At 64.9% G+C, this 12,643-nt stretch carries 11 protein-coding genes and 1 pseudogene; 7 read left to right on the top strand and 5 right to left on the bottom strand.

The genetic code is table 11. From position 1 onward, the window contains the following. The first annotated feature begins 140 nt into the window (after window positions 1–140). The 4 genes and pseudogenes from ACOJVU_RS08340 to ACOJVU_RS08325 all read left to right on the top strand — a co-directional run. Window positions 141–974, top strand: a complete 834-nt coding sequence (locus ACOJVU_RS08340; protein ID WP_421529348.1) for a glycosyltransferase family 2 protein — start codon at window positions 141–143, stop codon at window positions 972–974. Further along, window positions 958–1,119 (top strand): hypothetical protein, encoded by a 162-nt coding sequence (locus tag ACOJVU_RS08335; RefSeq protein ID WP_421529340.1) that lies wholly within the window; start codon window positions 958–960, stop codon window positions 1,117–1,119. Before ACOJVU_RS08340 ends, ACOJVU_RS08335 begins: the two co-directional genes overlap by 17 nt. Continuing rightward, the gene (locus ACOJVU_RS08330; protein WP_421529339.1) at window positions 1,116–2,135 is read left to right on the top strand and encodes an NAD-dependent epimerase/dehydratase family protein; all 1,020 of its coding nucleotides are present in this window, start codon (window positions 1,116–1,118) and stop codon (window positions 2,133–2,135) included. The genes ACOJVU_RS08335 and ACOJVU_RS08330 overlap by 4 nt, the downstream gene beginning before the upstream one ends. A gap of 237 nt (window positions 2,136–2,372) precedes the next feature. Next, window positions 2,373–2,542: pseudogene (locus ACOJVU_RS08325) on the top strand (IS1380 family transposase); the annotation flags it as partial. Window positions 2,543–2,630: 88 nt separating this feature from the next. Here ACOJVU_RS08325 and ACOJVU_RS08320 read toward each other — a convergent pair. From ACOJVU_RS08320 to ACOJVU_RS08310, 3 genes are all read right to left on the bottom strand, one after another. Beyond that, window positions 2,631–3,920 (bottom strand): glycosyltransferase, encoded by a 1,290-nt coding sequence (locus ACOJVU_RS08320; RefSeq protein WP_421529338.1) that lies wholly within the window; start codon window positions 3,918–3,920, stop codon window positions 2,631–2,633. Window positions 3,921–4,325: 405 nt separating this feature from the next. Then, window positions 4,326–5,597, bottom strand: coding sequence for a glycosyltransferase (locus tag ACOJVU_RS08315; protein WP_421529337.1), 1,272 nt, complete (start codon window positions 5,595–5,597; stop codon window positions 4,326–4,328). Window positions 5,598–5,798: 201 nt separating this feature from the next. Next, window positions 5,799–7,073 (bottom strand): glycosyltransferase, encoded by a 1,275-nt coding sequence (locus ACOJVU_RS08310; RefSeq protein WP_421529336.1) that lies wholly within the window; start codon window positions 7,071–7,073, stop codon window positions 5,799–5,801. 299 nt (window positions 7,074–7,372) lie between these two features. Here ACOJVU_RS08310 and ACOJVU_RS08305 point away from each other — a divergent pair, with 299 nt between their 5' ends. Continuing rightward, a complete protein-coding gene (locus tag ACOJVU_RS08305) occupies window positions 7,373–8,221 on the top strand; it encodes a class I SAM-dependent methyltransferase (protein WP_421529335.1) in 849 nt (282 codons plus the stop codon). 27 nt (window positions 8,222–8,248) lie between these two features. Here ACOJVU_RS08305 and ACOJVU_RS08300 read toward each other — a convergent pair whose 3' ends face one another. Next, window positions 8,249–9,247: a Gfo/Idh/MocA family protein gene (locus ACOJVU_RS08300; RefSeq protein ID WP_421529347.1), complete on the bottom strand. Its 999-nt coding sequence runs from the start codon at window positions 9,245–9,247 to the stop codon at window positions 8,249–8,251. Here ACOJVU_RS08300 and ACOJVU_RS08295 point away from each other — a divergent pair. Beyond that, window positions 9,171–10,607, top strand: coding sequence for a glycosyltransferase family 4 protein (locus ACOJVU_RS08295; protein WP_421529334.1), 1,437 nt, complete (start codon window positions 9,171–9,173; stop codon window positions 10,605–10,607). The two genes, ACOJVU_RS08300 and ACOJVU_RS08295, sit on opposite strands and share 77 nt — an antisense overlap. A gap of 44 nt (window positions 10,608–10,651) precedes the next feature. On the opposite strand, the gene ACOJVU_RS08290 is transcribed toward ACOJVU_RS08295, so the two are convergent. Further along, entirely contained in the window at window positions 10,652–12,121 is a 1,470-nt protein-coding gene (locus ACOJVU_RS08290; protein ID WP_421529333.1) for a PE family protein, read from the bottom strand. 332 nt (window positions 12,122–12,453) lie between these two features. On the opposite strand from ACOJVU_RS08290, the gene ACOJVU_RS08285 reads away from it, so the two are divergent. Next, a partial coding sequence (locus tag ACOJVU_RS08285) for an FAD-binding protein (RefSeq protein ID WP_421529332.1) occupies window positions 12,454–12,643 on the top strand: 190 nt, incomplete at its 3' end.

Genomic DNA, 12,643 nt, shown 5'->3' with positions numbered 1-12,643 from the left:
CCCACGACTATGGCAGAAGAGTCTTCTTCCGTGATGGCGATCAAACTGCAGACCGAGTACCCGAGCCCAGGCCAAATGCTCAAGTCTAAGATCGTCTAGATGACGACCACCGCTGACGTGATCGTGCCATGAACGCTCCGATGTTTTCGATCGTCGTCCCCACATTGAACATGGCGGCGACCCTGCACGCTTGCCTCGACAGCGTGGTAGGCCAGTCCTACAGCGACTTCGAGGTAATCCTCGTCGACGGCTGCTCGACGGACGCAACCCTCGACGTCGCCAACAGCTTCACTCCCATTCTCGGTAAGCGCCTGGATATCCATAGCGGCCCCGACCAGAATGTCGCTGACGCCATGAACCGCGGTGTGGCAATGGCTACGGGAGCGTGGTTGCTCTTCTTGGGCGCCGACGACACCCTGTACGACGCGGACACCCTGGCCCGGGTGGCCGCCTTCATCGGCGAACATGAGCCCAGCGATCTGGTCTACGGCGATGTGATCGCACGCTCGACCGGTTCCCGCTACGCCGGGGCCTTCGACCTCGACCGCCTGCTGTTCGAGGCGAACATCTGCCATCAGTCGATCTTCTACCGCCGCGAGCTTTTCGCCGGCATCGGTCCCTACAACCTGCGTTACGGCGGCTGTGCCGACTGGGACTTCAATATCCGCTGCTTCTCCAACCCCGCGCTCGTGACCCGATACATGGACATCGTCGTTGCCCGATGGGACAACATCACCGGAATGAGCGGGGCGAAGGGGATTAACCAGGAATTCAGGAAGCGGCTGCCGAAGTTTTTCGGCGCGTCGGCAAGGGAGGTCTCTGGTCGAGCCCTGGCGTTCGTGAGACAAAAGGAGAACCGGCGAGCGATGTTGGGGTCGCTGGTCAGCCAAGTCCACAACCGGCGCCAGGCCAACGGCCAGAACCGGATTTCGTTCGTCGAACACCGCCGAGGCGACGGTGAAGCTGTGCGGTGATGTCACCCTCGACGAGGGGCTCGAGCGGTCCGACGTGCTTGTGCTGGGGGCACCGCACAGCGACTACCGATCGCTGGTTATCCCGGACGACAAGCGTGTCATCGACGTCTGGAACTTTTTCGGAAAGGGAGCGCAACTTACGTGAAGATTCTTGTAACGGGCTCGGCCGGTTTCATCGCGGGGTACCTCATCGAAGAATTACTCACCCACGGCTACGAAGTGATCGGACTCGATAACTACTCGAAGTACGGGCCGATCGAGCGGGCATTCGACACGAACCCCAACTACACCTGCGTGCAGGGCGATGCGAAAGACGTCGGGCTGCTCAAGGAGCTGCTGGCAGGCTGCGATCATCTGGTCGCCGGAGCGGCGATCATCGGCGGTATCTCGCTGTTCCACGAGCTGGCTTACGATCTGCTATCCGAGAACGAGCGGATCACGGCGGCGACCTTCGATGCGGCGATTTGGGCACACCGCAACGCGGACCTGAGCAAGATCACCGTCGTGTCCTCGTCGATGGTCTACGAGAGCACGTCAACGTATCCGACCCCCGAGGGCGAGCAGCGCCGTTGCCCGCCGCCGCACTCGACCTACGGCTTCCAAAAGCTCGCCACCGAGTACTTCGCCCAAGGGGCATGGGAGCAGTACGGGCTGCCCTATACGATCGTGCGGCCGTTCAACTGCATCGGAGTGGGCGAAAAGCGCGCCCTGTGTGATCGCGAGATCATGTCGGGCAATGTCCGTCTGGCGATGAGCCACGTCGTCCCCGACCTGGTCCAAAAGGTCCTCAAAGGCCAAGACCCGCTGCACATTCTCGGCGACGGCCGCCAAGTCCGGCACTACACCTATGGCGGCGACCTCGCCCGGGGTATACGCCTGGCTATCGAGTCGGACCTGGCACGCAATGAGGACTTCAACCTCTCGACCGCGGCGTCGACCACGGTCCACGAACTCGCCGAGACGGTGTGGCACAAAATCAAGGGCGACACCCCATTGCGGCTCGTCAGCGACGATCCATTTCCCTATGACGTGCAAAAGCGGGTACCCGAGGTCCAAAAGGCCATGGACATCCTCGGCTTCAAAGCCACGACATCACTCGATGACGCGCTCGACGAGATCATCCCGTGGATCGGAAGCCAGATCGAAGTGGGCGGCATCTGACGATCGAAGCGTACGGCGACCTCAACGCGGAATTGGATCGAAATCGCCTGCCCAAAAACGGCCCAGCCGCCGACGTTGTCCGGCCTCTCCGTGGCGCATTCTCGCGGTGGTGGCTCAACGGCCCGCGTCAAGCGGCGGCCCCGAGCGAACGGTCGGCCAGCGCCCCGATTACCGGTGCCAGCAGCTGTTTCAACAGACTCCGGTGAATCCTCAGTTATCGTCGTCGGCTTGCTGCCCTGGGTGGTGTGCGCTGCGATCACCCACAACGTGCGGCGAGTAACCGGGATGCTCGTTGGCGCCGCTCATGCAGTCACGCAAGGTTCGACGCTGCGGCGGCGCGCATCGTGAACATCCCGGCCCGACTGGCCCGGCCCGAACGACGACCCGTCCTACACCTGCCGTCACACTGAACCCGGGCGAATTCGTGGATCACACTGTCGCACAACACCATCGGAAATAGTCAGATGTCGTACCAGGACGGAAATGGCTTTCACCTCAACGACCAGGCTTCACCGATCCGCCGACACGCCGCAGGCGGGCGAAATCTTCGAGGAGATCCGCCGCGGCCGCAGCGCTTTCGGCGGGCCGGGTCATCCGGGTGGCGATCTCGCGGGCGCGAGCGAGGTAGTGCGGGGCCAGGATGGTGCGAAGTTCGCCGACCAGCGATTTGCGGGTAACGGACGAAAAGCGCCGAGCAGAGCCGATCTTGAGTCGTTTGAGCTGAGCTCCCCAGATGATCTGATCGGGCAGGGTCCAAAGGATCAGCGTCGGGACTCCGGCGCGCAGGCCCGCGGCCAAGGTACCCGCGCCACCGTGGTGCACGACGGCGCGGCAGGCGGGAAAGGTCGTCGCGTAGTTGACGGTGCTCACCACCTTGACGTGTTCGAAGTCGGTGGCCGTGCCGAAGTCACTGGACCCGGCACAAACCAACGCCCGCTCGCCTACCTCCGCGCATGCCTCGGCGATCAGAGCGAGTGTATCGGCCGGGGATGCGATGGCTATGGTGCCGAAGCCGAAGAAGATCGGCGGTGTCCCGGCGGTGATCCACGACGCGACCTCCTCGTCGGCATCGGTCGGCGACTCCATCGTCAGGGTTCCGACGAACGGCCGCTGACCGTCGTATTTCGCCCACTCGGCGGCCAGCCCGGGAAACCACACCTCGTCGTAGGCCTGGATTTGCAGTGAACCGCGTTCGGTGATCCGCCGCGATGTGGTGTGCCTGGCCTTCGGTAGGCCCAGTTCCCGGCGCTGGGCATCCTCGGTCTTTTTCATGGCGCGCCAATTGATCCATTCGCCCACCATCCATGCGCGACGGATCAGCGGCGACGGCAGGAACGGCAGGAGTTGCCCGTTGGCCCGGATCGGGTAGTAATCCAGTGTGGCCAAGGGAATGCCGTAGTGCTCGGCGACGTTGGCGGCGGGCTGCTCGAAGGTCAGGCCGGTGAACAGCAGGTCGGCCCCGTCGGCCAGCGACGTGAGCGTCGTGGTCATCTCTTTCCAGCATGCGGCAGAGATTTCCAGATTCTCCCGCTGCAACCTTTTCAGCTCTTTGCGCTTCCAGGGTGTGCGAAAGCTACATGTCCAGTAGTTGCGCTGCGCATCCAGCAGGGCCTGCGTGTCCAAACCGTAGGCGACCGCTGCAAGCCCAGCCTCCTCGGTGAAGCCGACCAGGTTGGGCGACACGGCCATGTGCACGTCGTGCCCTCGGCGCTGCAACTCCCGGCCGACGGCGACGGAAGGCTCGACATCACCGCGACTCCCGTAGCATGCCAGCACAAATTTCATCGCAGGCTCTGGCCCTTCAGTTGTCATCGGCAAAGGCAAAGTCAGGGGTTTAGATCATTATTACCGGTTCTGCGATCACCGGCGGCGCGTTGGGCCGCCGACGTGGCCTCGATCCGTAGTCGAATTGGCTTGGTGCCGGGTCTCGCAATGAGGAAAGCACCGGCTGAGCTGCGATGATCGGAGTTCCCGCGAAACAATCAGGGCAGCACAAGCAGCGCTTGCGGTGCGCTTTTCGCACAACTTCGGGACCGGCTCAATGCCGCGCTGCTGGACGCCCCGCGCCGATCCTGTGCCAGACCACGTCGCCGGCGACGGACTGCGGGTCCGGTATCGACCCGAGGACCACCACCGCTTCGCTGAGGTGCCGAGACTGCGGTGGCGGCGACGTCAAGCCGGGCGAGAGGATCAGCCGACACGCCCCAAGCGGGCGAAATTTTCCACAAGATCTGCCACGGCCGTGACGCTTTCGGCGGGTGTAGTCATCCGGGTGGCGACCTCGCGAGCCCGGGCGACGTAGTGCGGGGCCAGGATGGTCCGCAGGTCCGCGACCAGCGATTCCTGGGTCGTCGACGAAAAGCGCCGGGTGGTGCCAACTTTCAGTCGTTTGACCCGAGCCCCCCAGAGCGCCTGATCCGGCATCGTCCACAGGATCAACGTGGGGACTCCGGCGCGCAGGCCAGCGGCCGTGGTGCCCGTGCCACCGTGGTGCACGACCGCGCGGCAGCGCGGAAAGGCCGCCGCGTAATTCATCACGCCCACCACCTTGACGTGCTCCGTAAGCGGCATGGGGTTGAAGACGGTCCCGGCCGCACAAACCAACGCCCGCTCACCCAATTGCGCGCAGGCCGCACCGATCATCGCGAGGGTGTCGACAGCAGATTCAACCCCCACGCTGCCAAACCCGAAGCAAATCGGCGGTGTCCCCGCCGCAATCCAGGACGCGACCTGCTCATCGGTGTCCGTCGGCAACTCCATCGTCAGCGCGCCGACAAAGGGCCGCAGGCCATCGCATTTCGCCCATTCGGCGGCCAGCCCAGGAAAGCACAGCTCGTCGTAGGCTTGGATTTCCAACGCGCCGCGTTTCGTCATCCGCCGCGGCCACGGGCCCGTAACCTCCGGCAGGCCAAGTTCACGGCGCTGCACCTTCTCGATCTTTTTCGCCGTGCCGCCCCACGACAGCCACTCGAGCACCGTCATCGCCAAACGGCACAACGGGGCCGGCAGAAATGGCAAGAGCTGACCGTTGGCCCGCAGCGGGAACCAATGCAGCGTGGCCAAGGGAATGCCGTGGTGCTCCGCGACGTTGGCGGCGAGCATCTCGTAACCCACGCTGGTGGTGATGAGCAGGTCGGCCCCGTCCGCCAGCGACGTCAGCGTCGCACTCCCCTCCCCCCAGCTCTGGTTGTAGCGCTCCTGAATGTCGCGCGCCACCTTGTTCAGGTCCTGGATCCTCCACGGTTTGTGGAAGTAGCGCGTCCAGCTGCGGCGCACGTCCGCGATGAGCTCCAAATCCGGCCCGTAGGCGACCGCCGCAAGCCCGGCCGACTCGGTGAAGCCGACCAGGTCAGGCGAGACAGCCATCCGCACGTCATGCCCGCGACGCACCAATTCGCGGCCGACAGCGACGCAGGGCTCGACATCGCCGCGAGTGCCCCAGCTTGCTAGTACGACTTTCATCGCCGATTCTGGCCTCATATCATCGTCTGAATAGCGTACGTAAGGGCGTCAGCGACCATCGCTGGTACGTCGACGCTCGGTTGACAGTTCGCTTCCTTGTTCAGGGCTGCAGAAGGTGCCCCCGCGCCGCGCACGGGCACACCCCTCGCCCATCACGTGCGATTCGCGTGGTCGGCCGACTGCCTTCTCCATCGCATCGAATCAGACGACACGTTGCAAACGGGCGGAATTTTCCACAAGGTCAGCGGTGGCCGCAACGCTTTCGGCGGGTTTGCTCATGCGGCTGGCGATCTCGCGGGCCCGCGCGGCGTATTGCGGGGCGAGAATGACGCGGAGGTCCTCGACCAGCGATCTCTCGGTAGCGGTCGACAAGCGCCGGGAGGTCCCCACCTTCAGTCGTTTGACCTGGGCTCCCAGGATCACCTGATCACGTATCGTCCACAGGACCAGCGTGGGGACTCCGGCGCGCAGGCCCGCAGCCGTGGTGCCGATCGATCCGTGGTGCACGACCGCGCGGCAGGACGGAAAGATCTCCGCATAATTCACCGTGCCCACCACCTTGACGTGGTCGGACTGCGGGACGCGGCTGAAGTCACTCCCGGCGGAGCACACCAATGCCCGCTCGCCCAACTGCGCGCAGGCCGCGCTGATCATGGCCAGCGTGTCGGCCGGGGATTCGACCAGCATGCTGCCGAAGCCGAAGAAAATCGGCGGTGTTCCCGCAGCGATCCACGCCAACACCTCCGCATCGGCAGGCGTCGGCAACTCCATCGTCAGCGCGCCGACGAAGGGCCGCAGGCCAGCGCATTTCGCCCATTCGGCCGCCAGTCCAGGAAAGCACGCATCGTCGTAGGCCTGAATCTCGAGCGATCCGCGTTCGGCCATCCGCCGCGAAAAAGGGGCTTCTGTCTTCGTCAGACCCAGTTCACGGCGCTGAGCGTCTTCGTAATTCTTCGACAGCCGCCAAATCAGCCACTCATACGCCGCCATTGCCGATCGGACTAATGGCGATGGCAGAAGCGGAACCATCTGACCATTGGCTCGCGCCGGGCCGTAATGCAGCACGGCCAATGGAATGTCGTAGTACTCCGCCACCAGCGCAGCGGGCCGCTCGCCATTCACGCCGCTAAGTAGCAGGTCGGCCCCTTCCGCCAGCGACATCAGCGTCGCTCGCATCTCCCCAAAGCATTGGAAACCGATCTCCGCCTGCTCGCGCCACAACCTGTTCACCTCCCGCATCCGACAAAGGTTGCGGGAGAAATAGAAGTGCCGCCACAAGTGGAGGTAGCGCTCAATCAGTGTCTGCGAATCCACCTGGTAGGCGACCGCGGCAAGTCCAGCCGACTCGACGAAGCCGACTAGGTCGCTCGGAACGGCGATGCACACGTCGTGCCCTCTGCGCAGCAGTTCAAGGCCCACCGCGGCGCAGGGCTCGACCTCCCCGCGGGTTCCATAGCTCGACAGGACAAATTTCATGGCCCCAGCTTTCATCATTTCGTGTGGATTGACGCTACCAACCCCCTGGGCTGCGCCAAACTGATCGGCTTCACCGGCACCAAAGAAACCCCACCCGCCGGAGCGGCACCCGGACATCTATCACACCCATATGCAAGAATCATGAACCGTCAGCCGGCTAGAACCGGCTGCACCCAGTCGACCAGGCTCTGGCGGAAATGGCGAAAAGCAGACGGCATCATCGCCGCCATCCCCGACGAGGTCTGGCCAGGTACCCATAAGGACGCAGACCGAGCCGTCACAAGAATCACGGGAGAGCCATGGCACTTGCCATAAATGAGGCGCGATACTTGTACCGCCGCGCCCGCATCCAGCGGCTTCTGGGCCGGCCCCAGCGCGCGATGGAGTTGTTTCGAGCGGCTCTGCAAGCCGAGGATTATTCTGATGCGCATCTCAAGGCGCACCTGATGCTGGCGGCCCTGGAGTTCCCCGGCGAAGGTTATTTTCAGGTCCTGGCCCGCATTCACGAACACCTCAAGCCGGCCACCTACCTGGAGATCGGCATCGATCAGGGCCAGTCCTTCGAAATCGTCCGACCAGAAACGCTAGCGTTGGGAGTCGATCCGAACCCGCGCCTACGGAAGCCTTTGGGACCCCGTCAGCGGGTCTTTGCGCAGACCAGTGACGATTTTTTTGCGCAGCATGATGTCTCCTCCGAGCTGGGCGGCAGGACCTTGGACCTCGCCTTCATCGACGGCATGCACCACATGGAGTTTGCCCTGCGGGATTTCATCAACGTGGAAAAGTACTGCTCTTCGGACTCCGTCATTCTGATCCACGACGTATACCCCATTGATGCGATGAGCGCCGCCCGCGAACGGGCTTCGTGGTTCTGGAGCGGGGATATCTGGCGCCTGATTTTGATCTTGAAAAAGTACCGGGCCGATCTGTCGGTCAACGTGATCGCGGCGCAACCGACAGGGCTCGCGATCGTGCAAAACCTGGACCCGCATTCCGGCGTCCTCGCAGAGCGTCAGCACGAGATCATCGATGAATTCCTGGCGCTGCACATCTCGGCGCTCGACGGACGGAAAGACGAGATGCTCAACCGGTTTCCGAATGACTGGGCATCCATCGCTCGGCTCATCGACACGCACGGACGTGCTTAAACCTCACTGGCCCAACGGATTATCGGTTCAACTGGGCTGACGAAGCCGAAGTCCGGCAGCGCCATACATGGCATCGATGACGGACATGTTCTCGATCGCTTCGTCCGGCATCGTCTTCACCGGCTCACCGCGCAGTACAGCCGCGGCGAAAGCGTCGAGCTGATACGCGTAGGTGGAGCGCCCTGCCGTGAAGTTCTCCACACGCTTACCCCGGCCTGACCGGACCGAAAACCGCTGGAAGGGTATCAGCGGATGCAGCCGCAACTCGCCACGGTCGCCCACGACCCTTACCGTCAAGCGCGGTAGATCGGTCGACCACATCGAGCAGTGAATCCGGCCGGTGCTTCCGCCGGCAAACCGTAATTCGGCCGTCATGACCCTGTCCACCTGCGGACCACGCAGCTTCGCCTGCGCCGAAACAACTTCCGGAGTCGAACCGCCAAACCTGCGCACCATGTCAACCGCATAACAACCGAGGTCCATCAGCGCGCCACCACCCATCGAATAGTTGTAGCGGTTGTGCGACGCCTTAGGCATCCAAAAACACCACTGCGCCTCCACCCGCTCAAGCTCGCCCAGCTCCCCCGAGGCAAGGATCTCGTCAACGCGCACAGCACAGGGGTGGTAGCGATAATGGAAAGCCTCCATCACCACCCGGCCCGACTTGGCGGCCGCCGCGGCGACCTCGCGGGCTTCCGCGGCATTGGCGGTGAGCGGCTTTTCGCACAGCACGTGCTTACCGGCGTCCAGCGCAGCGCGAGTCCACTTGCCGTGCAGGCTGATTGGGAGCGGGTTGTAGACCGCATCCACGTCCGGATCGGCCAGCAGCGCCTCGTAACTGTCGTGCACACGGCCGATGCCGTGTTTGGCGGCAAAGGTCTGAGCACGGGACACATCGCGCGCCGCCACTGCGGCCACCACAACTTCGCTGTTTGCCTGAGCGGGTTTGATGAGCGCAGCCGATGCAATACGCGCCGCTCCCAAAACGCCGATCCGCACCGAGGCGTTGTCAGACACCCACCGGATGCTAGCAGCTGCCCCCCACGGTCAGTCCCGACGATGCGAGAAAACGATGGTTGAACTGTCTTATGACAAAACGGAGATCCGCGGATTGCTCAATCGGCGAATGCGCAGCCCGGTGCGAATCGCGCCGACGTACACTCTGGCAATGGTTGCCGCTGAGACCCTGCGCCGCATGGGAACCCGGCTTCGCGCGTTCGCGACTTCACGCAAAGCGAACCCAGTCCCCCGGGTGATGGCGATCTCGAACGTGGGCAGTTTCGGCGGAGGAGGCGCGCTCGATTTTCGTGACACGGTCGTGGCGATCCGGGAAAAGCGGCCCGACCTGGAGGTGGTCGCGGTCTGCCCCTGGAAGGGAAACCTGGCGGTAGAGTGCGCTCGGCACGGTATCGCAACCAAAGCTACTTTCTTACCGGGCTGGGCTTTCCTCGAACGGCTGCGCGCGCCACGTATCGAGGCGTTCATCGGCACGGTCCCCTACCTTGTGCTTTTCCTGGCAGGGATCGTGCGCGCGGTGTTGCTCCTTGTTCGGCTGCGTCCGACGCTGGTGCTCACCAACACCATGACCATTCCTGCGCACGCGATCGCTGCCAAACTGCTCGGCATCCCGCACTACTGGATGATCCGCGAGTTCGGACGAGACGACCATCGGCTGTGGTTCCTGTTCGGCTACCACAGGACCATCCGCCTGATCGGCAAGCTGTCGGAATCGGCGATCTGCAATTCAGACGCCGTCCAGAAGGCCCTTCTCGCGGTAGATCCGACGATGACGACGCACGTGGTCTACCCGGTTGTCGACACGCCCCTTGCCGCGCCGCCGCTGCGGCACCCCGGCGAGCCCCTGCGCGTGGTGCTGGTCGGTTACTTCTCCCAAGCCAAGGGACAACGCCTGGCAGTCGAGGCTGTTGCGCTGGCCCGGAAAGCCGGCGTCGACATCGCGCTGACATTGGTGGGTAAAGGCAGCAAAAAGCCGCTTCGCAAGCTTGCCCGGCGCCTGGGCGTCGAGGACCTGGTGCGCATCGACGGACCCACCCGCGAGGTCGGACGCTACTGGTCGGCCGCCCACGTCGGCCTCATGTGCAGCCACTGCGAGGCGTTCGGCCGCGTCACCGTGGAGGCCATGAGAGCCGGACTGCCCGTGTGCGGCACCGACACCGGCGGCACCCCCGAGATCATCAACCCCGGAGTCAACGGACTGCTCAGCCCAGCCGGCGACGCTCACGCACTCGCAGCCAACCTGATGACGCTCGAATCGGACGAGGATCTAAGGCGCAGCCTCGCCTTCGGCGCGGCGCACACAGCACAACGCTTCCAACGCGACCGCCACGACGAGGAACTCGCCACTGTCCTCGGCCTGCGTTGTTGACGTGAGCAAACCTGCTCGCGTGTGAATTGACGGGCCGGCCGGTCTCACAGCGGCAACGGCGGCAGCGGCGGCGGGGGCAGCGGCGGCGGAGGCGGCAGCGGAAGGGGCGAGAGCAATGCGTACCACCACGGCAGCGGCGGCGGCGGTATCGGCGTACCAGCGACGCCTGCGACGCCCGCGGCGCCCGGACCATCGCTGGCCGGTGCACCCGGACCGCCATAACCGACTTGACCCGTCGCGCCGCCAGTGCCGCCGGCGCCAGGCTTACCGCCATCACCCCCGTTGCCGCCATTGCCGTTGATGCCGCCGGCGCTGGCGTAGCCGCCATAACCGCCAGCCCCGCCGTTGCCACCGCTGAAGCCGTTGTGGCCGGAAGCACCGGCAGCGCCGACGGCGCCGCTACCGCCGTTTCCGCCGTTTCCGCCGGCACCCCCAAGACCCGCAGCACCGGGGTGAGCCAGGAAGTTGAAGAAGAGAGATTGGCCGCTGGCCCCGCCAACGGAGTAGCCGCCGTTGCCGCCGGCCCCGCCCGCGCCCCCGGCCGAGCCCGTACCAGAACCGCCGTTACCGCCGTTACCGCCGTTGCCGCCGTTACCGGCGTTGCCGCCCGCCCCGGCGGTTCCCCCCAACAGCGCCCCGTTGTCGCCACCGGCCCCGCCGTAACCGCCGTTGCCGCCGTTCCCACCGGCCATCCCGGCGGCCCCGGGCGTGGGGCCCGAGGTGCCGGGGAGGCCGTTGCCGCCGTTGCCGCCGTTGCCGCCGTGCCCGCCGGCACCGGTCATCGAGAAGATCGCCCTGTTGAAGCCACCGCCCCCACCGTTACCGCCGTTCCCGCCGCTTTGGCCGGACTGCGATGCGGACTGGCCGTACCCGCCGTTCCCGCCGTTCCCGCCGTTGCCGCCGCCGAGCCATCCATTGGCCCCGCCCGCCCCGCCGTTACCGCCGTTCCCGCCTGCGGTTGTGGCATTCCCGCCGACCCCGCCGTTACCGCCGTGGCCCCACAAGCCCGCCGACCCGCCGGCGCCGCCGTTGCCGCCGTTGGCGCCAGGCGCGCCGTTGCCGCCGTTACCGCCGTTACCGATGATCCAACCGCCGTTGCCGCCGGCCCCACCGTTGCCGCCCGGGGTGGTGGCCGATGCCCCATCGGCACCATTGCCGACCAGCGGACGCCCGGTCAGCACCTGGACTTCGCCGTTGACCGTGTTCCACGCGCTCTGCAACGGATTGGCATTGCCCGACTCTGCGGCCGCATACTGTGCCCCGCCGGCGTGCAACGCGTTGACGAATTGCTGATGGAACAGGGCCGACTGCGCGTTGAGTGCCTGGAACTCCTGGGCGAAGGCACTGAATAGTCTCGATATCCCCTGCGAGACCTCGTCCTCGGCCGCGGGTATCAGCGACGTCGTCGACGGCTCCGCCGCCGCGGCGGCGGTCATGATGGATTCGCGGATACCGGCCAGCTCCGCCGACGCGGAAGCCAACAGATCCGGCGTTGCGATCACATAGAGAGACATATGCGGACTCCGATGACAAGACCGGCCTCAACATACCTCTTGAGAGCAGTGCCTGGATAGTACGAACTGTGGCGTATTACCAGGGTGCATCGAACTACCTTGACTCGCTCCGATACCTGATTATCTAAACGCACTGACGAAACCGGGAGTCGGTCTGGCCGGCTCGGCCCGTCCACAACGCCGCTATTTGTGAGGCGGCCGGGGGCAATGGCATGCCGCATGCCGCGCGCCAGGGTGCTCAATTCGGCGAGTCCGACCGGTGTCGGATGTTACGATCCCGGTTCGCCCGGGCCGGTTGCGCTGTGGGCCCATGATCGGTTGAGGAGTTCCACGTGGTTGACGGCGAACTCAGTGGGCGCGAGGCCGAACGCGTGCTGTGGGACGTGATCGTGGTGGGCACCGGCATGGGCGGCGGGATGCTGGGCTACTCACTGGCCCGCGCAGGCCGGCGCGTGCTGTTCGTCGAAAAAGGCCGCTCCACCCTGCCCGGCACACCGGGCACCATCCGCGCGGCCATGCCCG

This window comes from Mycobacterium sp. THU-M104 (assembly GCF_049197365.1).
In the GTDB taxonomy this organism is placed as follows: Bacteria; Actinomycetota; Actinomycetes; order Mycobacteriales; family Mycobacteriaceae; genus Mycobacterium.
This window is presented reverse-complemented; position numbering and strand designations above follow the sequence as displayed.

What these genes read in the sequence shown, in the direction of transcription:
- ACOJVU_RS08310 (WP_421529336.1), bottom strand. Translation starts at nt 7,073, where the DNA reads ATGAAATTTGTCCTGTCGAGCTATGGAACCCGCGGGGAGGTCGAGCCC.
- ACOJVU_RS08320 (WP_421529338.1), bottom strand. Translation starts at nt 3,920, where the DNA reads ATGAAATTTGTGCTGGCATGCTACGGGAGTCGCGGTGATGTCGAGCCT.
- ACOJVU_RS08340 (WP_421529348.1), top strand. Translation starts at nt 141, where the DNA reads ATGTTTTCGATCGTCGTCCCCACATTGAACATGGCGGCGACCCTGCAC.
- ACOJVU_RS08290 (WP_421529333.1), bottom strand. Translation starts at nt 12,121, where the DNA reads ATGTCTCTCTATGTGATCGCAACGCCGGATCTGTTGGCTTCCGCGTCG.
- ACOJVU_RS08295 (WP_421529334.1), top strand. Translation starts at nt 9,171, where the DNA reads ATGAGCGCAGCCGATGCAATACGCGCCGCTCCCAAAACGCCGATCCGC.
- ACOJVU_RS08305 (WP_421529335.1), top strand. Translation starts at nt 7,373, where the DNA reads ATGGCACTTGCCATAAATGAGGCGCGATACTTGTACCGCCGCGCCCGC.
- ACOJVU_RS08315 (WP_421529337.1), bottom strand. Translation starts at nt 5,597, where the DNA reads ATGAAAGTCGTACTAGCAAGCTGGGGCACTCGCGGCGATGTCGAGCCC.